The 23,649-nt window shown below is 62.8% G+C and carries 3 protein-coding genes; all 3 read left to right on the top strand.

The window, feature by feature from the left end; genetic code table 11:
* Nucleotides 1–44: 44 nt before the first annotated feature.
* Genes AC3Y64_RS09680 through AC3Y64_RS09690 form a run of 3 tightly spaced genes read left to right on the top strand, consistent with a single transcriptional unit; the run spans nucleotide 45 to nucleotide 23,603 of the window.
* Entirely contained in the window at nucleotides 45–3,446 is a 3,402-nt protein-coding gene (locus AC3Y64_RS09680; protein WP_489987247.1) for an amino acid adenylation domain-containing protein, read from the top strand.
* Nucleotides 3,443–11,269, top strand: a complete 7,827-nt coding sequence (locus AC3Y64_RS09685; protein WP_489987248.1) for an amino acid adenylation domain-containing protein — start codon at nucleotides 3,443–3,445, stop codon at nucleotides 11,267–11,269. Before AC3Y64_RS09680 ends, AC3Y64_RS09685 begins: the two co-directional genes overlap by 4 nt.
* A 13-nt stretch (nucleotides 11,270–11,282) precedes the next feature.
* On the top strand, nucleotides 11,283–23,603 hold the full coding sequence (locus AC3Y64_RS09690) for a non-ribosomal peptide synthase/polyketide synthase (protein ID WP_489987249.1): 12,321 nt from the start codon (nucleotides 11,283–11,285) through the stop codon (nucleotides 23,601–23,603).
* The last annotated feature ends 46 nt before the right edge of the window (nucleotides 23,604–23,649 follow it).

The following is a 23,649-nucleotide window of genomic DNA, read 5'->3' on the forward strand; positions in this document are numbered from 1 at the left end:
ACCGGGTCTCCTGGTCACGCCGCTGATCAGCAAGGACCCCATGCATGAATGCCGCAGACGCCCAGAAACTAGCCCGTCGCTTTATCGAACTGCCACAGGACAAACGCCGTTTGTTCCTCGCCGGCATGGCCCGTGAGGGCATCGATTTTGCGCAGCTTCCCATGACTGCCTGTGTCGGTGTCGCCGAGCGAGACGGGCTTTCGTATGCCCAGCAGCGGATGTGGTTTCTGTGGCAACTGGACCCGCACAGCGCTGCTTACAACTTGCCGATGGCGGTACGTCTTTCGGGAGACTTGCAAGCGCAGGCGCTGGAGCAGGCGTTCAGTCAGTTGGCCGCGCGGCACGAGTGCTTGCGCACGACCTTTGGTCAGGAAGGTGAGCGCGCGTTTCAGCGTGTCGCTGAACCTCAGCCATTGAAACTGGCGATCACCGATCTCAGTGCAGTGCCCGAAGCCCAACGCTGGCCGCTGGCGCAACAGCACATGATGGCTGAGGCCGGTCAGGCCTTCGATCTCGAGAACGGCCCGCTGTTCAGCCTGCGCCTGTTGCGTCTGGCCGAGCAGGAGCACGTGTTGCTGCTCACTCTGCATCACATCATCGCCGATGGTTGGTCGATGAACATTCTCATCGATGAGTTCATGCGCACCTACGACGCACTGGTGGCGGGGCGCGAGCCGTCGTTGCCGGCACTCACCGTGCACTACCGCGATTACGCGCTGTGGCAACGCAGTTGGCTGGAGGCCGGTGAGCGCGAACGTCAGCTGGATTACTGGCGTACGCAATTGGGCGACGAGCATCCGGTGCTTGAGCTGCCGACCGATCGTGCCTATCCGGCGCAATCCAGTCATCAGGGCGCCCGTCTGGAAACGGTGATCGACGCAGCGCTGCGCCAGGACCTTAAAAATCTTGCGCAACGTCAGGGCGTGACACTGTTTGTGGTGTTGCTGGCCGCGTTCAAAACGTTGTTGCACCGCTACAGCGGCCAGACTGACATTCGCGTTGGCGGGCTGATCGCCAACCGCACCCGCAGCGAAACGGAGGGGCTGATCGGCTTCTTCGTCAATACGCAGATCCTGCGCAGCGAAGTCACCGCGCAAACACGCTTTGCCGATTTGTTGCAACGTTTGCGCGAGGCTGCACTCGGCGCGCAGGTTCATCAGGATCTGCCGTTCGACGCCTTGATTGAGGCCCTGCAGCCGGCGCGCAGCCAAAGCCACAACCCCTTGTTCCAGGTGATGTTCAACCACCAGCCGCTGGTGACCGATTTGCAGCAGGTGCAGCTGGCGTCGGGTTTGCAGGTGGGTTATTTGACGCAAGAGCAATTGTCCGGCAGCGGTCGCCAGCATGCCGCCACCAGCGACCTGATGCTCGACACCCGCGAGGAGGGCGAGCAGTTGTTCGCGGCGTTCACCTACGCCACCGATATTTTTGATGCAGCGACCATCGCCGCGATGGCCGGGCATTGGCGCAACATCCTCGCGTCCGTGTGCCGTGATCCGCAGCAAGTCGTCGGTGAAGTCGAGCTGCTGGCCGAGACCGAACGCGCACAACTCATTCAAGTCACCGAGGCAGAACCGGTTTTCGCCAGTGTGCAGACCCTGTTCGAAGCGCGGGTGGCGCGCACGCCGCAGGCAGCAGCGGTGATTCTGGCGACCGAGCCGTCGCCGTCATTCACCTACGCCGAGTTGAACACCCGCAGCAATCGCCTGGCCCATCAGTTGCGCGCTCGCGGTGTCGGCCCTGATGTGCTGGTAGGTGTGGCGCTGGGGCGCTCGCTGGAACTGGCAGTGGCATTGCTGGCGGTGCTCAAGGCCGGTGGCGCTTACGTGCCGCTGGATCCGCAAACACCGGCCGAACGTTTGCGCCACGTGCTCGATGACAGCGACCTGAAACTGTTACTGACTGATCGCGAAAGCCTCGCCAGCCTGCCAGAACTGGGTGGCGTTGATTGCCTGTGCCTGGAGCAACTGGCCGAGAGTGATCGCGCCGACAATCTGTCGGTAACGGTCGAAGCGCAAAACCTCGCCTACGTGATCTACACCTCAGGCTCGACCGGCCGCCCGAAAGGCGTCGCGGTCAGTCACGGCGCGTTGAGCGAGTTCATCGCCCGCGCCATCGATTACAGCGACCTGCGCGAAGGCGACCGCGTTTTGCAATTCGCCACCAGCAGCTTCGACGGCTTCGTCGAGCAGTTTTTCCCGCCGCTGTGCCATGGCGCCGCAGTCGTCCTGCGCGATGCGCGGTTGTGGGACAGCGCGGCGTTGTATCAAGTGATTGTCGATCACGGCATCACCCTCGCCGACTTGCCTGCCGCTTATTGGTATTGGCTGGTGCAGGAATATGCCGCCAACCCACCGAGCGGTTTCGGTGCGCTGCGGCAGATTCACGTCGGCGGCGAAGCGATGGCGGTGGACGGTTTGCGTCTGTGGCAACAGGCCGGTCTGGGCCATGTGCGACTGCTAAATACCTATGGGCCGACCGAAGCCACGGTGGTGTCGACCATTCACGACTGCACGGCGCTGACGGCGGACGCCGTGTCGTGGCGCGGCATCCCGATCGGCCACGGTCTCGACGCACGTCGCCTGTACGTGCTGGACGATGATTTGAATCTGCTGCCGCAAGGCGCGGTGGGCGAGTTGTACATCGGCGGGCCGGGCCTGGCGCGTGGATATCACCGTCAGCCGATCCTCAGCGCCGAGCGCTTTATCGCTGACCCGTTCGCCGACGGCCAGCGCCTGTATCGCACCGGCGACCGCGCGCGACTGCGACCTGACGGAGCCGTGGAGTACATCGGCCGGGTCGATCATCAAGTGAAGATTCGCGGTTTCCGCATCGAGCTGGGCGAAATCGAATCGCGCCTGCAGCAATGTCCCGGCATCCGCGAGGCGGTGGTGCTGGCGGTACCCCTGAGCGGTGGCTTGCAACTGGTAGCCTACGTGGTCACCGATCCGGCCGTGCTCCAAAGCGCGGCGACGCAAGCGGCGTTCCGTCAGCAAATCCGCGCGGCGCTGCAAGCCAATCTGCCGGACTACATGGTGCCGGGCCATCTGCTGTTGCTGGCGAACCTGCCGCTGACACCGAGCGGCAAGCTCGATCGCAAGGCCTTGCCAGCGCCGGATCCGGCGCAGTTGCAGGGCGATTATCGCGCCCCGCAATCGGACGCCGAGCGGTGTCTGGCGCAGATCTGGGCGGATGTCCTGCAGGTTTCGCAGGTCGGTCTGGACGATCACTTTTTTGAATTGGGCGGCCACTCGCTGTTGGCCGCGCAAGTGATCGCCCGGGTGAAAAGTCAGCAAGGCGTGGTGCTGCCGCTGCGCAGCCTGTTCGAGAAACCGCTGCTGGCTGATCTGGCCGCCGTGCTGGCGCAACTGGCTGACGGTGCAACGAACGACGACTGGTCCGACATGGATCAGTTCATGAATGCTTTGGAAGGAGAAGAAGTATGAGCGGCACCATGGCGGAGCGCATCGCGAAAAGGTTCGTCGGTTTGCCGCTGGAGCAGCGTCGGCTGTTTCTGGCCAAGCTGCGCGAAGACGGCAAGGACTTCAGCCTGTTGCCGCTGCCGGTCAGTCGTCACGATATCGCGCCGATTCCGTTGTCGTTCGCTCAGCAGCGCCTGCTGTTTCTCTGGCAACTCGAACCGCAAAGCGCCGCCTACAACATGGCCGCCGGCCTGCGCCTGAACGGGCGTCTGGACGAAGCCTCGCTGCAGCGCTCCTTCGATCATCTGGTGGCGCGCCATGAGGTCCTGCGCACGGTGTTCCAGACTGACGGTGATCAGCCGTATCAAGTAATCCTTGAGCAGCAACCACTGGCTGTGGAACGCATTGACCTGACCGGCCTGCCACCGTCAGAGCGCGAGCAGGTATTGGCGCAACAGGTGCAGACCGTTACCGCACGGCCATTCGATTTGCGCCACGGGCCGCTGCTGCGCGCCAGTCTGTTTGCATTGGCCGACGAAGAGTTTGTATTGGTGGTGAGCATGCACCACATCGTCTCTGACGGCTGGTCGATGGACGTGATGGTCAAGGAGTTCGTCCAGTGTTATCAGGCGTTCAGCCTCGAACGCGAACCGCAATTGCCAGCGCTGACGCTGCAATACGCCGACTACGCGATCTGGCAGCGCCGCTGGCTGGAGGCAGGCGAGGGCGAGCGGCAACTCGATTACTGGCGCCAGCAACTGGGTGAAGAGCATCCGCTGCTGGAAGTGGCGCCGGACTTTGCCCGACCGCTGACGCAAAGCTTCGAAGGCCAGACCCTGAGTTTTGACTTCGGTGCGCCGCTGTCCCTGCAACTGAACGCCTTTGCCCGTAGCCAGGGCATCAGTCTGTTCATGCTGGTGCTGGCCGGATTCTCGCTGTTCCTGTCGCGGCAGGCCGGACAGCGCGATATTCGTGTTGGCGTGCCGAATGCCAACCGTGGCCGTGCTGAAGTCGAAGGGCTGATCGGCTTTTTCGTCAACACCCAAGTGCTGCGGTGCGAGGTAGATGAGCGCGGCAGTTTCGAGGATCTGCTGGCGCGGGTGCGTGAAGCCTCGTTCGGTGCGCAGGCGCATCAAGAGCTGCCGTTCGAGCAACTGGTGGACGAGTTGGTGGCCGAACGGACCCTGGGCCACAACCCGCTGTTCCAGGCCAAGTTCAACCAGAACGTCGGCATGCAGAAGCAGCGTTCGATGGCCCTGCCTGGGCTGACCGTTGCCGAGTATCCGCTGGACAAGGACGGGACCCACTTCGATCTGGCGCTGGACATCACCGATGACGGCACGCTGATTCACGGCCAGATGACTTATGCCAGTGATCTCTATCGTGCGGCGACGGTCGAGGCTTTCGTACCGGCCTTGCTCGGTCTGTTCAGCGCGTTGTTGAAAGCGCCGCAAGCGCCACTGCATAGCGTTGCACCGATCTCGCCAGCGCCACTCCCGGCCCCCGCCGAACCGGCGTTGTCGGTGTTGCAGCACTGGGATCGTGAGGTCGCCCGCCAGCCTGAAGTACTGGCCGCGCGCGACCTGAATCAGGCCTTGAGTTATCAGGTGCTGGACCAGGCGGCTAATCGTCTGGCTCAACATTTGCGCGCCCAAGGCGTGCGCGCCGGCCAGCCGGTGGCGGTGCTGATGGAGCGTTCGCTGGACTGGCTGACTTCGGTGTTGGCGATCTTCAAGGCTGGCGCGGTGTACATGCCGCTGGACGTCAAGGCCCCGGACGCACGTTTGCAGCAGATGCTCGGTGCTGCGAAAGCACGGGTTCTGTTGTGCGCCGAAGGCGATGCGCGTGTGTCCGGGCTGGCGGTCGACGGTTGTCAGGGCATCGCGTTTGCACCGCAGCAGTGGCAGTCAATGCCGGACACTTGCCCAGCAGTGACGTTGTGCGAGCAATCACCGGCGTATGTGATTCACACCTCCGGTTCCACCGGGCAACCGAAAGGCGTACTGGTCAGCCACGGCGCGCTGGGCAGTTATGTGCGCGGTGTGCTGGAGCGACTGGCGCCGACAGCGGACGCCAGCATGGCGCTGGTCTCGACCATCGCCGCAGACCTTGGTTTTACCGTGCTGTTCGGCGCTCTGTGTTCCGGGAGACTGCTGCATGTCTTGCCGGAAGAGCTGGGCTTCGATCCGGACCGGTTTGCCGAGTACATGGCCGCGCATCAAGTGGGCATGCTGAAAATCGTCCCGGGCCATCTGGCGGCGCTGTTGCAGGCCGCGCGGCCGGCCGACGTGCTGCCAGAACACGCGCTGATCGTCGGCGGTGAGGCGTGCTCGCTGGCCCTGGTCGAGCGCGTGCGTCAGCTCAAACCAGGCTGTCGCCTCATCAACCACTATGGGCCGAGTGAAACCACGGTGGGCGTGTTGGCCCATGAAGTCGGTGATCTGACGCTCACGCGCAGCGTACCGGTCGGTAGCGCGCTGGCCGGCGCTCACGTTTACGTGCTCGACGATGTGCTGAACAACGTCGCCGATCAGGTGGCTGGCGAGTTGTACATCGGGGGTGACAGCGTGGCGCTGGGCTATCTGAACCAGCCGGGGCTGACCGCCGAGCGCTTCCTCCCGGACCCATTCGGCGCGCCGGGTGCGCGGGTGTATCGCAGCGGTGACCGCGTACGCCGCAATCGTCAGCAAACGGTGGAGTTCATCGGCCGCGCCGACGATCAGGTCAAGGTGCGCGGTTATCGCGTGGAGCCGGCGGAAGTCGCGCGGGTGCTGCTGGGCCTTGAGGGTGTCAGCGAAGCGGCGGTGCTGGCGCTGGCGCTGGATGACGACCCGACCCGGCTGCAACTGGTCGCGTGGTGTGTGCCAGTGGCAGGTCGGACATTGCAAGCGCAGGCGTTGCGCGAGCAGTTGCAGGCGTGCCTGCCGGACTACATGGTGCCGGCGCAGATTGTCCTGCTCGAGCAATTGCCACTGACCGCCAATGGCAAACTCGACAAGCGTGCCTTGCCGGTGCCGGGCGTGGTCACTCAACACTTCGTCGCGCCAGTGGGTGAAGTCGAAGAAAAACTCGCGGCGATCTGGGCCGACGTGCTCAAGCTTGAGCGTGTGGGCAGCACCGATAACTTCTTTGAACTGGGCGGCGACTCGATCCTCAGCCTGCAAATCATCGCTCGGGCCAAACGCCAGGGCATCAAGCTGAGCCCTAAGCAACTGTTCGAAAAACAGACCGTCGGCCAACTGGCCGCGGTGGCCAAGCTGATCGAAGCCAAACCCGTCGCCGCTGCGGTACCGGGGGCTCGCGGACCGTTGCCATTGTTGCCGATTCAGGCACGGTTCTTCGATACCGCGATTGCCCAGCGTCAGCACTGGAACCAGTCGGTGATGTTGCAGCCGACCACGCCGCTCGACGCCGCGCATCTGCGGGCAGCACTGGCGGCGCTGATCGAACAGCACGAAGCGCTGGCCCTGAATTTCCAGGCGTCCGGCGACGTGTGGCAGGTAATGCCGCAGACCCAGCGTGATCCAGAGCTGTTGTGGGTGCGTGAGCTGGACAGTCTGGACGCTTTGCCGGCGCTCGCCGATGCAGCCCAGCGCAGTCTCGATCTGCAACAAGGGCGCCTGGTGCGGGCGCTGCTGGTGAGCCTGCCGAACGCTGAGCAACGTCTGTTGCTGGTCATTCATCACCTGGTGGTCGACGGGGTGTCGTGGCGCATTCTGCTCGAAGATCTGCAGCACGCTTACACCGCGCTGGCGGCGGGTACGTCGCTGGTGTTGCCGGGCAAAAGCAGCTCGCTGCACAGCTGGGCCGAGCAACTGCACCGTTACGGGCAAAGCGCAGCGCTGGCCGCTGAAAGCGCCTACTGGCGGCAAACCCTGGAGGCGGTCGACGCGCAATTGCCACGCGACTTCCCGCAGGACACCCAGACCCGCGAACAGGCGGCCCGCGCCAGTTCGCGTTTGAATCAGGCGCTGACCCACAAGCTGCTCAAAGTGGCGCCGGCGGCGTATCGCACGCAGATCAACGACCTGCTGCTGACGGCTCTGGCGCGGGTGTTGTGTGACTGGAGCGAACAGCCTTCGGTATTGATCCAGCTCGAAGGTCACGGCCGTGAGGACCTGTTCGACGACATCGATCTGAGCCGCACCCTGGGCTGGTTCAGCAGCCTGTTCCCGGTGCGTCTGACGCCTGAGGCGCTGCCGGGTGCGTCCCTCTGCGCAATCAAGGAGCAACTGCGTGCGGTGCCGGGCAAAGGCATCGGATTTGGTGTGCTGCGTTACCTGAGCCGATCCGCCGAGTTGCAGGCATTGCCGCAGCCGCGCGTGACCTTCAACTATCTCGGCCAGTTCGACGGCGCGTTCAACGCTGACGCCGGCGCGCTGTTCGTGCCGAGTGGTGAAAGCACCGGCGCCAACCAGGACGCGGCGGCGCCGTTGGGTAACTGGTTGAGCGTTGACGGTCAGGTCTTCGGCGGTGAGCTGGAATTGACCTGGACCTTCGGCACCGGCATGTATCGCGCAGAAACTGTCGAGGCGCTGGCCGAGGCCTATCGTCGCGAGCTTGAGCGTTTGATCGAGCATTGCTGCGACAGTGGCGAGGCGGCTGTGACGCCGTCGGACTTCAGTCTGGCGACACTGACTCAGGCACAACTCTCGGCGCTGCCGATCCCGGCTCGCGAGATCGTTGACCTCTATCCGTTGTCGCCGATGCAGCAAGGCATTCTGTTCCACAGCGTCAACGATCCGGACAGTCCGGCGTACACCAACCAACTGCGCGTCGATGTGCAACATCTCGACGCCGAGCGTTTCCGTCAGGCCTGGCAGCAAACCGTTGATGCCCACGAGATCCTGCGCACGACATTCGTCTGGCCACAGGATGCCGCCGCTGCGGTGCAAGTGGTGCGTCAGAGTGCGCAGATGCCATGGCGCGTGCAGGACTGGCGTGGTCGTGCTGACCTCGGCACAGCGCTGGATCAACTGGCCGGCGACGACCTCGCCAGCGGATTCGACCTGACCGGCGCGCCGCTGTTGCGGGTGAGCCTGGTGCGCACGGATGAGGCGACGCATCACCTGATCTACACCTGCCACCACATCCTCATGGACGGCTGGAGCACGTCGCAGTTGTTCGGCGAAGTGCTGCAACGTTATGCCGGCATGACCCCGGCGGTCGGGCAGGGGCGTTATCGTGATTACATCGAATGGCTGGGCCAGCGTGATCAGCAGGCCAGTCGGGATTTCTGGACGACAGCCCTCGCTGATCTTGATGAACCGACGCGTCTGGCCAGTGCCTTGTCGGGCGTGAAGTCAGAGGCCAGCGGTTACGCCGATCACGAACACGTATTCAGCGAGACGTTGACGACGGATCTGAACCGTTTTGCCCGCGAGCAGAAAGTCACCCTCAATACCTTGGTGCAAGCGGCGTGGCTGGTGCTGTTGCAGCGTTACACCGGTCAGGACCACGTGGCCTTCGGCGCCACGGTTGCCGGGCGTCCGACCGACTTGCCGGGCGTCGAGCAGCAGATCGGCCTGTTCATCAACACCTTGCCGGTGGTCGCGGCGCCGTCCGCCGAGATCGTTGTCAGTCAGTGGCTGCAACAGGTACAAGACGTCAATCTGGCCCTGCGCGAGCACGAACACACGCCGCTCTACGACATTCAGCGTTGGGCGGGTGCGGGCAACGGGGCGTTGTTCGACAGCATTCTGGTATTCGAAAACTACCCGATGGCCGAAGCGCTGCAACAGGGCCCGGCCACGGGACTGACGTTCTCGGCGATTCGTCGTCAGGAACAGACCAACTACCCGCTGACGCTGGTGGCGGTCACCGGGCGCGAGCTGAGCTTGGGGATCAGTTACGACCGGGCCTGTTTCGATGCAACGGCAATCAGCGGTTTGAGCGCGCAACTGCAAAGCCTGCTGACGCAGTTCCTCGCCGACGCCTCACAGCCGCTGGGTGCGTTGCAATTGCTCGCCGAACCGCAGCGTCAACAGGCTATCGCGTGGGGCAAGGCCGACGATACGGCAACGGACGCGCGCACGGTGCTGGAGCACATCGCTGCGCAGGTGCAGCGTCAGCCGCAAGCAGACGCGGTGTTGTTCGCCGAGCAACGGATCGATTATCAAAGCCTCGATGCCCGTTCCACTCGTCTGGCGCACAAGCTGCAAGCAATGGACGTCGGGCCAGAGGTGCGGGTCGGGGTGTGCATGCGGCGCACGCCGGACATGCTCGTGGCGCTGTTGGCAATTCTCAAGGCCGGTGGCGCGTATGTGCCGCTGGACCCGGACTATCCGCAGGAACGCTTGTTGCACATGCTCGACGACAGCCGCGCCGCCGTGCTGATCACCGAGCCGGCCGCTCTGGCGCTGCTGCCCGAGACGCTGAACGCACAGGTGCTGTTGGTGGAAGAGGGCGCGTTGCGCGCGTTCCCGACAACGGCACCGGTGGTGAATGTCACTGCGCAAAATCTGGCGTACGTCATCTACACCTCGGGCTCGACCGGCAAACCGAAAGGCGTGGCGATCACCCATGGCAACCTGTCGGCACTGATTCAGTGGTCGGCCGGGGTCTATCGTGAAGAGCAGTTGCGCGGCGTGCTGGCGTCGACATCGATCTGCTTCGACCTGTCGGTCTGGGAGATCTTCGTCACCCTGGCCTGCGGTGGTTGCCTGGTGCTGGCGGACAATGCGCTGGCGCTGGCCGATTTGCCGGCCCGCGAACAGGTCACGCTGATCAACACGGTGCCGTCGGCGATTGCTGCGCTGCAACGTGCTGGGCAGATTCCGCATTCGGTGGCGACCATCAATCTGGCCGGCGAACCGCTCAAGCAGAGCCTGGTCGACACGTTGTACGCGAGCACCTCGGTGCAGCAGGTCTACGACCTCTACGGGCCGTCGGAAGACACCACCTATTCAACCTTCACTCTGCGTACGCCGCAGGGGCAGGCGAACATCGGGCGACCGTTGCAGAACACCGTGGCTTATCTGCTCGACAGCCAGTTGCAAGTACTGCCGAGTGGGGTGCCCGCCGAGCTGTATCTGGGCGGTGCCGGTGTCACCAGGGGTTATCTGATGCGCGCGGCACTGACCGCCGAACGCTTCGTGCCGAACCCGTACGCCAGCAACGGCGAACGCCTGTACCGCACCGGCGACCTGGTGCGCCAGGGCAGTGACGACAACATCGAGTACATCGGCCGGGCTGACCATCAGGTGAAGATTCGCGGGTTCCGTATCGAACTCAGCGAAATCGAAGCGCGACTGCTGGAGCGGGACGAGATCCGTGAAGCCGTGGTGCTCGCTCAGGACGGTGCCGCCGGCAAACACCTGCACGCTTACGTGGTGGCAGCGCAGGCGGTGACCGATCCGGCGTCGTTGGCGGAACGCTTGCGCAATGCGCTGGCCAGTCGCTTGCCGGCGCACATGGTGCCGGGCCACTTGCACCTGATCGACGCCATCCCGCTGACCCCCAACGGCAAGCTCGATCGCAAGGCGCTGATGGCCTTGGGCGACGGCCCGACGCAGCAACACTATCAGGCGCCGCAAAGCGATTTGCAGTGGGAGGTGGCGACGATCTGGCAGGAGGTGCTGGAGATCGAGCAAGTGGGCCTCGCGGACAACTTCTTCCAGCTCGGCGGGCACTCGTTGCTGGCGACGCTGGTGGTAACGCGGATCAAGGAGCGTCTGGGCGACAAGGTGCCGCTCAAGGAGTTGTTCGAAACCGACACCCTCAAGGCGTTCTGTGCGCGAATCGAGGCCTTGCGCGTCGAAATGTCGCCCGTTCAGGATGAATTGGCTAAATCCCTGGAGGCCCTCAAACGTCTATCCCTCGATGATCTGGAAAAACTGATTTCTTGAGAGGGAAAAACGCGTGCAAGAGTTAATCGAGTCGGTAGGACAACTTTCGGCTAAGCAAAGAAAGGCTCTGGCGGTTCTGCTCAAGCAGAAAGGCGTCAACCTCTTTGACATTGCCCCGGTTTTCAAGCGCACGGCTGAAGAGCCGTTGCTGCTGTCCTACGCTCAGCAGCGCCAGTGGTTTCTCTGGCAATGGGCGCCGCACAGCGCGGCCTACAACATTCCGACGGCCCTGCGTTTGCAGGGCCCGCTGGATGTCAGCGCGCTGGAGCGCAGCGTTCAGGCGCTGATCGAACGACACGAAACCTTGCGCACGGTGTTCTCCCAGGAAACCGCGCAACCCTTGCAAGTGGTCCTGCCCGCAGGACCCTTTGCACTGGAGACTCATCAACTGAGCGCTGAGCTGGCGAACGACGCGGATGCCTCGATCCAGGCATTCGTGCAGACCCAGAGCCAGAAAACTTTCGACCTGCAGCACGGCCCGCTCTTGCGCGCAGCGCTGCTGCAAGTCTCCCCGAATGACCATGTGTTGGTGCTGACTCTGCACCACATCGTCTCCGATGGCTGGTCGCTGCAAGTGATGATCGAGGAACTGGTGCAGCTTTACGCCGGTTTCAACCTCGGTCACGACGCCGGTCTGCCGGCCTTGCCGATTCAATACGCCGACTACGCCTTGTGGCAACGGCAGTGGATGGAGGCCGGTGAGCAGGAGCGGCAACTGGCTTATTGGCAAGAGAAACTGGGCGGCGAGCAACCGGTGCTGGAACTGCCGATGGATCGCCCGCGTTCCATCGAGCAAAGCTTCGCCGGCGCCAGCCACAACCTGATTCTCGACCCGGCGCTGAGCAACGCGCTCAAGGCCTTCGCCCGGCAAGAAAACGTCACCCTGTTCGTGGTCTTGCTGGCCTCGTTCCAGGCCTTGTTGCACCGCTACAGCGGTCAGGCCGACATTCGCGTCGGCGTGCCGAATGCCAACCGTGGCCGGGTAGAGATCGAGCGGCTGATCGGCTTCTTCGTCAACACTCAAGTGCTCAAGGCCGATGTCGACGGGCAGATGCCATTTGTCGATCTGTTGCGTCAGGTCAAACAGACCGCGCAGCAAGCGCAGGCCCATCAGGACTTGCCGTTCGAACAACTGGTCGAAGCGCTGGAGCCGGGCCGCAGCCTCAGTCACAGCCCGCTGTTCCAGGTGATGTTCAACCATCAGGCCGAACGCCGCGCGAGCGTCGAAACCCGTTTGAATGGCCTGAATATCGAACCGCTGGAATGGCAGAGCCAGACCGCGCAGTTCGACCTGACCCTCAACACCACCGAACAGGCGCACGGCATCGAAGCTGTGCTCAAGTACGCCACGGATCTGTTCGACGCGGTGACCATCGAACGACTGGCACAACACTGGAACGCGTTGTTGCGGGCCATCGTCGCCGAGCCGACGCAGCGCATCGGCCAGTTGCCGATGCTTGATGCGGGGCAGCAGCAACAACTCTTGGCGCAATGGAATCCTGAGCGGGTCGAGCAACCGCTCGAACAGTGCATTCACCAAGCCATCGAAGCGCGGGCCGAACGTTATCCCGACGCGGTCGCCGTGACGTTCGCCGGGCAGCGCCTGACGTACGCCGAACTCAATCGCCGCGCCAACCAGTGGGCGCATGCGCTGATCGCGCGTGGCGTTGGCCCGGACGTGCGCGTTGGTGTTGCGGTCGAGCGTTCGCTGGACATGATTGTCGCCATTCTTGCCGTGCTCAAGGCCGGTGGCGCTTATGTGCCGCTGGATCCGGGTTATCCGGATGATCGTTTGAGCTACATGATCGAGGACAGCGGCATCGACCTGCTGCTGACCCAAGGCCATCTGCTCGCGCAACTGCCGGTGCCGCCGGGGCTGGCGTGCCTCGATCTGCATCAGGCGCCAGAACACGGCGTTGAAACCAACCCGCCATGCCTGACCACGCCGGACAGTCTGGCGTACGTCATTTACACCTCCGGTTCCACCGGTAAACCGAAGGGCGCATTGCTGCCGCACGGCAACGTCATGCGGCTGTTCAGCTCTACTGAGCACTGGTTCGATTTCGGCCCGCAGGACAGCTGGACGCTGTTCCATTCCTACGCCTTCGACTTCTCGGTCTGGGAGATTTTCGGCGCGCTGTTGTATGGCGGCAAACTGGTGGTGGTGCCGCATGACATCACCCGTTCCCCGGAAGATTTCTACACGCTGCTGTGCGATGAAAACGTCACCGTGCTGAACCAGACGCCGTCGGCGTTCAAGCCATTGATGCAGATCGCCAGCGAGTCGCCACGCAATAACTCATTGCGCTACGTCGTGTTTGGCGGTGAGGCGCTGGAAGTGCAGAGCCTGCGCCCGTGGTTCGAGCGTTTCGGCGACTGCGCGCCAACGCTGATCAACATGTACGGCATCACCGAAACCACCGTGCACGTGACTTACCGTCCGCTGTCGATGGCTGATTTGCAACAAAGCCACAGCAGCCCGATCGGCGAGCCGATTGTCGACCTGTCGTGGTACTTGCTCGACAGCGCGCTCAACCTGGTGCCGCAAGGCTGCATCGGTGAGTTGTACATCGCCGGTGCCGGTCTGGCGCGCGGCTACCTGAATCAGGCCGGCATGACCGCCACGCGATTCGTTCCCGACCCCTTCAATCCGCAGGCCGGCGAGCGCCTGTATCGCACCGGTGACCTGGCGCGGCTGCGCGGCGATGGCGTGATCGAATACATCGGGCGGATCGACCATCAGGTGAAGATCCGTGGTTTCCGTATCGAGCTGGGCGAAATCGAAGCGCAACTGCTCAAACACCCCGACGTACGTGAAGCCGTAGTGCTGGCGGTCGACGGTATCAGCGGCCAGCAACTGGCGACCTGGATTGTCGCGAACGAGGTGCTGGACGGCGAAGGGCAGGGCGCATTGCGCGATTCGATCAAGGCGCATTTGCGCGAAACCCTGCCTGATTACATGGTCCCGGTCAGTTGGGCGTTCCTTGAGCGCCTGCCGCTGACGGCCAACGGCAAACTCGACCGCAAGCAACTGCCGCACCCGGAAGTTGCGCAGGTACAGGAAGTCTATGCCGCGCCGCGCAACCAACTGGAGCAGCGTCTGGCCGAGATCTGGCAGGACGTGTTGAAGGTCGAGCGCGTCGGGCTCAATGACAATTTCTTCGAGCTGGGCGGCGACTCGATTATTTCGATTCAAGTGGTCAGCCGCGCCCGTCAGGCGGGCATTCGCTTCACCCCCAAAGACATCTTCCAGCACCAGACCGTGCAGCGTCTGGCGACCGTCGCGCAACAGAGCGACGCGGTGCAGATGCAGCAGGGCGATGTGCTCGGCGACGCGGTGCTGACGCCGATCCAGCACTACTTCTTCAACAGCGACATTCCGGCGCGGCATCACTGGAACCAGTCGATCCTGCTGACCCCGGCCACCGCACTGCAAGCGGCGCCGCTGGAGCAGGCGTTGTTGCAGCTGCAACGGCATCACGACGCCTTGCGTCTGCGTTATCGCCAAACCAACGCTGGCTGGCAACAGAGCCATGCGCCTGCGGATCAGGCGCAGGCCTTGCTGCGCACGGTCACACTGGACGACAGCGCCGCATTGCCAGCGCTTTGCCAGGAGTTACAACGCAGCCTTGATCTGCTCGATGGCCCGCTGATTCGCGCGGTGTTGGTCGACTTGCCGGACGCCAGCCAGCGTCTGTTGCTGGTCATTCATCACCTGGTGGTCGATGGCGTGTCGTGGCGGATCCTCCTCGAAGATTTGCAAAGCGCTTATCAACAACTGAGCGGCGGTCAGGCTGTGCGTCTGCCGGCCAAGACCAGTGCGTTCAAGGATTGGGGCAAGCGCCTGCAGGAGCATGCCCGCAGCGCTGAGCTGGAAAGCGAACTGGATTACTGGCGCGGGCAACTGCGCGATGTGTCGGTCGAACTGCCGCTGGATAACCCGCAAGGCCAGTTGAGCAACCGTTTTGAACGCAGCGTCGATACGCGTCTTGATGCCGAACGTACCCGCCAGTTGCTGCAACAGGCACCGGCGGTTTATCGCACCCAGGTCAACGACCTGCTGCTGACCGCGCTGGCCCGTGTGCTCTGTCAGTGGACCCACACCGACAGCGCGCTGGTGCAGCTCGAGGGGCACGGTCGCGAAGACCTGTTCGATGACGTCGACCTCAGCCGCACGGTAGGTTGGTTCACCAGCATGTTCCCGGTGCGCCTGACCCCGGACGCCAGTCTGGAAACCTCTATCAAAGGTATCAAGGAGCAACTGCGCGCGATCCCGAACAAAGGTATCGGCTATGGTTTGCTGCGTCATCTGGGCAGCGCCGAATCGCAAGCGGCGCTGAACGGTCTGGTGCAACCGAAGGTGACGTTCAACTACCTCGGCCAGTTCGACAATAACTTCGACGAAGGCGCCCTGTGGGTGCCGGCTACCGAAGACAAGGGCGCCGGTCAGGATGAGAACGCGCCGATGGCCAATTGGCTGACCATCGATGGCCGGGTTTATCAGGGGCAGTTGAGCCTGACCTGGACTTACAGCGGCGATGTCTTCGAAGAGAGCACCATCAACGCACTGGCCCGCGCTTATGAAGTGGCGCTGGGTGAGTTGATCGACCATTGCCTGAACCACCCGAGTGGCGGTTTGACGCCGTCGGATGTGCCGTTGGCCGGGTTGTCCCAGGCACATCTGGACAGCTTGCCGATGGCTGCCCAGCGCATTGAGGACATCTATCCGTTGGCGCCGATGCAACAAGGCATTTTGTTTCACAGCTTGTACGACGCCGATGCCAGTGCCTATGTCTATCAAATGCTGCTGGATATCGATGGCCTCGACGTGGCGCGTTTCCAGCAAGCCTGGCAACGTGTGGTGGATCGCCATGAAGTGTTGCGCGCCGGGTTCATCTGGGGGCGCGACGGTCTCGATGCGCCGCTGCAAGTGATCAACCGCCAGTTGACCCTGGAAATGCCGGAAGTCGACGTGCGTGGTGTGGCGGACTTGCCGGCCGTGCTTGAAGCGCGGGCGCAGGCTGCTCGCGAGCGCGGTTTCGATTTGCAAAACCCGCCGCTGCTGCGCCTGTGCCTGCTGCGCACCGCCGATGACCGCCATCGGCTGATTTTTACCTGCCATCACATTCTTATGGATGGCTGGAGCAACTCGCGGATGTTCGGCGAGGTATTGCAGGATTACGCCGGTCACCCGGTGCCGAGCGCGCAGGGTCGCTACCGTGATTTCCTGGTCTGGCTGCAAGGTCAGGACAAAGCCGCTTCACAGGATTTCTGGCGCGGACAACTGGCCGCACTGGACGAACCGACCCGACTGGCCTCGGCCTGCCATGGACGTACCGTGCCAGGGCTGGGCAAGCAGATGCATCGCCTGCATTTCGACCAGGCTTTCACTCAACGCCTGAACGGTTTCTCCCGTCAGCAGCAAGTGACCCTCAACAGCCTGGTACAAGCCGCGTGGCTGTTGGTATTGCAGCGCTATACCGGGCAGGCCACGGTGGCCTTTGGCGCCACGGTGTCCGGGCGTCCGGTGGATCTGCCGGGCATCGAACAGCAATTGGGCCTGTTCATCAACACCTTGCCGGTGATCGCCAGCCCGCCAGCCACGCTCAGCGTCGGCGACTGGGTGCGCAGCGTGCAGGACAAAAACCTGTTGCTGCGCGACTACGAGCAGACCCCATTGCAGGACATCCAGCGTCTGGCTCAGTTGAGTGGCGAAGCGTTGTTCGACACCTTGCTGGTGTTTGAAAACTATCCGGTGTCCGAAGCGCTGGAAGCCAACCCGGGCGGTTTGCGTTTCGCCGGTCTGGAACACCGCGAGCAAACCAACTACGGTCTGACCCTGATCGCCGGGGCCAGCGACGTCCTGAACCTGGACTTCAACTACCTCACCGAGCACTTTGCCGAACGTAGCGTGCTGGGTCTGGCAGGGCATCTGGAGGAAGTGCTGCGCCAGTTCATCGAGGCGCCACAACGTCGGCTCGGTGAGATCGGCCTGTTGCCACTCGCCGAACGCCAGACCCTCGCGCAATGGAACGACCATCAGGGCGCGTATCCAGTTGAACGACTGATTCCGCAGAGTTTTGAGCTTCGCGTCGCGGCGCATCCGCAAGCACTGGCGCTGAGTCATGCCGGCGCCGCCCTGAGTTATGCCGAACTCAATCAACGCGCCAACCAACTGGCCCATCATCTGCTGGCGCTGGGTGTCGGCGCGGAAATCCGCGTGGGCGTGGCGATGCCGCGTTCGGCGGAACTGGTGATCGCCCTGATGGCGGTGCTCAAGGCCGGTGGCACCTATGTGCCGCTGGACCCTGACTACCCGGCGGATCGCGTGGCCTACATGCTCGACGACAGTCAGGCGAAAGTCTTGCTGACGCAGCGGTCGCTGCTGGCGCAACTGCCGCAGACCGATGCGCAGGTGGTGCTGGTCGAAGCCGGTGGTGCCGCATTTGCCGAGCAGCCTGCGGACAATCTGGCTGCGCGGGGTGATTCCGCGAATCTGGCTTACGTGATTTACACCTCCGGTTCCACCGGCAAACCAAAAGGCGTGGCCATCGCTCACCGCAACGTGCAGGCGCTGATCCACTGGTCTGCCGAGGTCTACAGCGAAGACGATCTGCAAGGCGTATTGGCGTCAACGTCGGTGTGCTTCGACCTGTCGGTGTGGGAGATTTTCGTCACCCTCGCACGCGGCGGTTCGATCATCATGGCGCGCAATGCCCTGGAACTGCCGGACTTGCCGGAGCGCGATCAGGTGCAACTGATCAATACCGTGCCGTCGGCGATTGCCGCGCTGCAACGCACCGGGCAAATCCCGCCGGGCGTGCGCATCATCAACCTCGCCGGCGAGCCGCTGAAGCAAAGTCTGGTCGACACGCTCTACCGCGAAACAGCGGTGGCGCATGTCTACGACCTGTACGGGCCTTCGGAAGACACCACCTATTCGACCTGCACCCGCCGCGAACCCGGTGGTCAGGCGAACATCGGCCGGCCGCTGGTCAACACCACCGCGTACATGCTCGACGGTCAATTGCAGCAAGCGCCGCTGGGCGTTGCCGCCGAACTGTACCTGGCTGGCGACGGCATCACCCGTGGTTATCTGTTCCGCCCGGGGCTGACCGCCGAGCGTTTCGTGCCCAATCCATTTTCGAGCAGCGGCGAACGGATGTACCGAAGCGGCGACTTGACCCGCTTCAGCGAGGACGGCCGAATCGAATACGTCGGGCGCATCGACCATCAGGTCAAGGTGCGCGGCTTCCGCATCGAACTGGGTGAAATCGAAGCGCGTCTGCTCGCTCAGGACAGTGTGCGCGAAGGCGTGGTGCTGGCGGTGGATGGCCACAGTGGTCAGCAACTGGTCGCGTATGTCGTGCCAAGTGACAGCAGCCTCAGCTTCGAAGAACAGGACGACTTGAGCGAAGCGTTGCAGGCCGCGCTGAAGGCGCATCTACCCGAATACATGGTGCCCGCGCAGTGGCTGTTCCTTGATCAGTTGCCGCTGACACCGAACGGAAAACTCGACCGCAAAGCCTTGCCGGCACCGGACGTCAGCCAGTCGCAGCGTGAATACGTGGCGCCATCGACGCCGCTGGAGCAGCAACTGGCCGATGTCTGGCAGGACATCCTGAAGATCGAGCGGGTCGGCGTGACCGATAACTACTTTGCGCTGGGCGGCGACTCGATCATCTCGATTCAACTGGTCAGCCGTGCGCGTCAGCAGGGAATTCGCTTCACCCCCAAAGACCTGTTCCAGCAGCAGACCGTGCAGAAACTCGCCACTGTGGTTGCGCTCGAGTCGTCGACCGACGAGGCGCCGGCGGATTATCCGCTGGCCCAGATCGATCAGGCGCAGCTCGATGCGTTGCCGGTGCCGGCCGATATGATCGAGGACGTCTACCCGCTGTCGCCGATGCAGGAAGGCATGCTGTTCCACACCCTGTCGGATAACGGCAGCAGCCTTTACGTGCAACAGGTCAGCCTGCCGATCAAGGGCCTGGACGTGGAGCGCTTCCGCCAGGCGTGGGAATTCGTGATCGCCCGTCAGGCAATTCTGCGCACCAGTTTCCATTGGCAGGACGGCCTGGCCAAACCGTTGCAAGTTGTGCATCGCCATGCGCCGTTGCAAATGCAGGTGCTCGATTGGCGTGATCAGGAGACCAGCGAAGAACGGATTGCCGCGTTCGCCAGCGATGATCGCGCACTTGGTTTCAATTTGGCCGATGCGCGTTTGTTGCGGGTGACCCTGCTGCGCTTGAGCGACGATCAGTACCAGATGATCTGGACCAGCCACCACATCCTGATGGACGGCTGGAGCAGTTCGCGGCTGTTTGGCGAGGTCCTGCAGTATTACTCCAAGGGCGAAATCATCGGCGAGAACGGTCGCTATCGCGACTTCATCGCCTGGCTGCAAGCGCAGGATCAGGACGCCCAGGAATTGTTCTGGAAGGCACGTCTGGCGGCGGTCAACGAACCGACGGCACTGAGCCAGGCGATTCACCCGCGCCACAGCGCCGATGTCTCCGGTCACGATGCGATCTATTCGAACTGGGACACAGCGCAAACCGCGCGGCTGTTGCAGTTCTGCCGCGATCTGCGCATCACGCCCAACACCTTGATTCAGGGCGCGTGGCTGTTGCTGCTGCAGCGCTACACCGGGCAGCAGACGGTGACTTTTGGCGCCACGGTGTCGGGACGTCCGGAAAGTCTGGCGAATGTCGGCAACATGCTCGGTCTGTTCATCAACACTTTGCCGATCATTCAGACGCCGCAAGCCGATCAGCGTCTGGCCGACTGGCTGGGCGACGTGCAGGCCTACAACCTCGACATTCGTGATTATTCCCAGGCGCCGCTGGCCGATGTACAGCGCTGGTCCAGCCTCGGTGGTCAGGCGCTGTTCGACAGCATTGTGGTGTTCGAAAACTTCCCGATCGACGATCGCTTGCAGGAAGAAAACGACACCGACCTGACCTTCGGCAAATCCATTGGCCACGGTGTGACCAACGTACCGATGGACCTCGCGGTGATGCTCGGTGACGAGTTGTCGATCGAATACCTGTACCTGCGCAGCCACTTCAGCGCCGACGCCGTTGTCGGTATTCGCCAGACCATGGAAAACACCCTCGCCGCGATGATGGCGGCGCCGTACGAACGCCTCGGTAATTTGCAGCGTCTGAGCCCTGAACAATGGCAAGCCGCGCAGGCCTGGAGTGCTGAACCTGCGCACACGCATCAAGCGGCGCTGTTGCCGGAACTGATCAGTCGTCACGCGCAACATCAGCCCCAGGCTATTGCTCTGCAATGCGCCGGGATGAACCTGACTTACGCCGAGCTCGAGCAACGGGCCAATCGTCTGGCGCACTGCCTGATCGAGCACGGTGCCGGGCCGGAAGTGGTGATCGGCGTGGCCTTGCCGCGTTCGCTGGAAATGGTGGTGAGCTTCCTCGCCGTGCTCAAGAGCGGTGCGGCTTACGTGCCGCTGGACATCGATTACCCGCCGGAGCGTCTGGCGTACATGATTGAAGATTCGGGCATGGCGCTATTGCTGACCCAGAGCAGCCTGCGCAGCACGTTGCCGGCGCCGCAAGGCCTGCTGCGCCTGGAAATCGATGACCTCGACGAAAACCGCTACGCCGACCACGCCCCGGAATATCGGGTGCACGAGCAAGGCCTGGCGTATCTGGTCTACACCTCGGGTTCTACCGGGCGGCCGAAAGGTGTCGCCGTGACCCAAGGCCCGCTGAGCATGCACTGTCAGGCCATCGCCGAGCTGTACGAAATGGACGCCAGCAGCTGCGAGCTGCACTTCATGTCGTTTGCGTTCGACGGGGCCCATGAGCGCTGGTTGAGCACCTTGTACAGCGGCGGTCGTCTGGTGATCCGTGACGGTTGCCTGTGGACACCGGAGCAGACCTATCAGGCACTGCACGATTACGGCATCACCATTGCCTGCTTCCCGCCGGCCTATCTCAAACAACTGGCCGAGTACGCAGCGGCCAGCGGTATCGCGCCGCCACCGGTGCGCATCTATTGCTTCGGCGGTGATGCGGTGCCGGATCAGACCTTCGAGCAGGTAAAGGCAGCGCTGCGTCCGCAATACTTCACCAACGGCTACGGCCCAACCGAAACCGTGGTCACGCCGATGCTCTGGAAAGTCCCGGTCAGCCAGCATTGCGAAGCCGCATACGCGCCGATCGGCCGCGCCGTGGGGGCTCGCTCGCTGTACGTGCTGGACGAGGATCTGAACCCGCTGCCGCCAGGCTTTGCCGGTGAGCTGTACATTGGTGGTTATGGCGTCGCCAGGGGTTATCACGGGCGACCGGACCTGACCTGCGAGCGCTTCGTACCCAACCCGTTCGCGGCGGGCGAGCGCCTGTATCGCAGCGGCGATCTGGTGCGTTTGCGTACCGACGGTGTGGTCGATTACGTCGGCCGTATCGACCATCAGGTCAAAGTCCGGGGTTTCCGCATCGAACTGGGCGAAGTTGAGGCCAGTCTGCGCCAGTTACCGTCGGTTACCGACGCACTGGTAATCGCCCGCGACAATGCCTCCGGAAAGCAACTGATCGGTTATGTGGTCACCGCGACCGGCGAAGACATCGGCGATGAACTCAAGGCGGGCCTGCGCACTTCGCTGCCGGAATACATGGTGCCGGCGCAGATCGTTTGCCTCAGTGCTTTCCCGGTGACACCGAACGGCAAGCTCGATCGCAAGGCGCTGCCGGAACCTGAGTTCAAAACCGAGCAATACCTGGCTCCGCGCAACGAGCAGGAAAGCCTGCTCGCGGACATTTGGGCGCAGGTGTTGCAAGTCGAACAAGTGGGCATCAGCGATAACTTCTTCGAACTGGGCGGCGACTCGATTCTGAGTTTGCAGGTGATCTCCCGCGTCAGAAACCACCCGACGTTGCAGATGGACCTCAAGTTGCGCGACCTGATGCGTTATCAGACCATCGCCGGTATCGTCGAGCAGGACGCGGCGAAGGAGGGCGCGGCACAACCGCAGGCAGACGTCACGCACGTCGCCGCCGAGGGCTTGTTCAATCTCTTGCCGATTCAGGAGTGGTTCTTTGCCGAAGGCATGGCCGAGGCGCATCACTACAACCAGTCATTGCTGTTGAGTGCACGTCAGCCGCTGAACCTCGATGCACTGGAACAGGCACTGGGCTGGATCGAGCAACATCACGACTCGTTGCGCCTGCATTTCTCCCACGAAGGCGGGCGTTGGTTGCAGCGTTACTGCGACCTCAGTGAACAGGGTGAAGCGCTGCTATGGCGTCGCGAGGCGGACAACAGTGAGCAAGTCGAAGCCTTGGCCAACCTCGCCCAGCGCAGCTTGAAACTCGACGATGGGCCGGTCTGGCGGGTGATGCATGTCGCCTTGCCGGATGGCCAGGCGCGCCTGCTGGTGGTGATTCACCACTTGGTGGTCGACACCGTGTCGTGGCGAATTCTGCTCGACGATTTGAAAGTGGCTTACGAGGCGTGTGTGCAAGGACGGGAGCCGAAACTGCCGATTCGCACCAGCAGCTACCGCTCGTTCGCCGAGGCCTTGCAGGCACAGGCACCGGTGATTGCCGAGCAGGAACTGGCGTACTGGCTGGGGCAGCTGGATCAGCCGGGCGTCGACTTGCCGTGCGACAACCTGCGCGGCAAAAACCTCGTGCGTCAGCAGGCGCAGGCACGGCTCAAACTGTCTCGCGAGCACACTGAACAACTGCTCAAACAGGCCCCGGCGGTGTACGGCACGCAGATCAACGACCTGCTGTTGTCGGCGCTCAGCCGTACCCTGTGCCGCTGGAGTCAACAACCGTCGGCGTTGATCCTGCTCGAAGGCCATGGTCGTGAAGACTTGTTCGAGTCCATCGACCTGAGCCGCAGTCTGGGCTGGTTCACCAGCATGTTCCCGGTGCGTTTGCGTCCGGACAGCGACGACATTGGCCAGTCGATCGTCAATGTGCAGGCACAGTTGGCGGCAGTCCCGCAGAAGGGCATCGGCTATGGCGTGCTGCGTCATCTGGCTGGGGCTGAGGTGTCGCGTCAATTGGCGGAGCTGCCGCAAGCGCGAGTCACGTTCAACTACTTGGGGCAGTTCGATCAGAGTTTCGACGAGCAGGCGCTGCTGGTGCCGGCGCTGGAAGAAACCGGTGACAACTACAGTCTGAAAGCCAATCTGGGCAACTGGCTGGAAATTGTCGGCCAGGTCTATGACGGTCAGTTGGCCTTGCGCTGCATCTACAGCAGCCAGCGTTATCGCGCCGGCACCATGGACGCCTTGATGAGCGATTACCAGCGTGAGCTGGAGGCGTTGATTGAGCATTGCATGGCACGCGCGGGCTGATTGCCACACGTTCAGCCATCTCCAGGGGCGCTGCCAAGGCGCGCCC

The sequence above is a fragment of the Pseudomonas sp. 4CAES_32.4 genome (assembly GCF_058136335.1).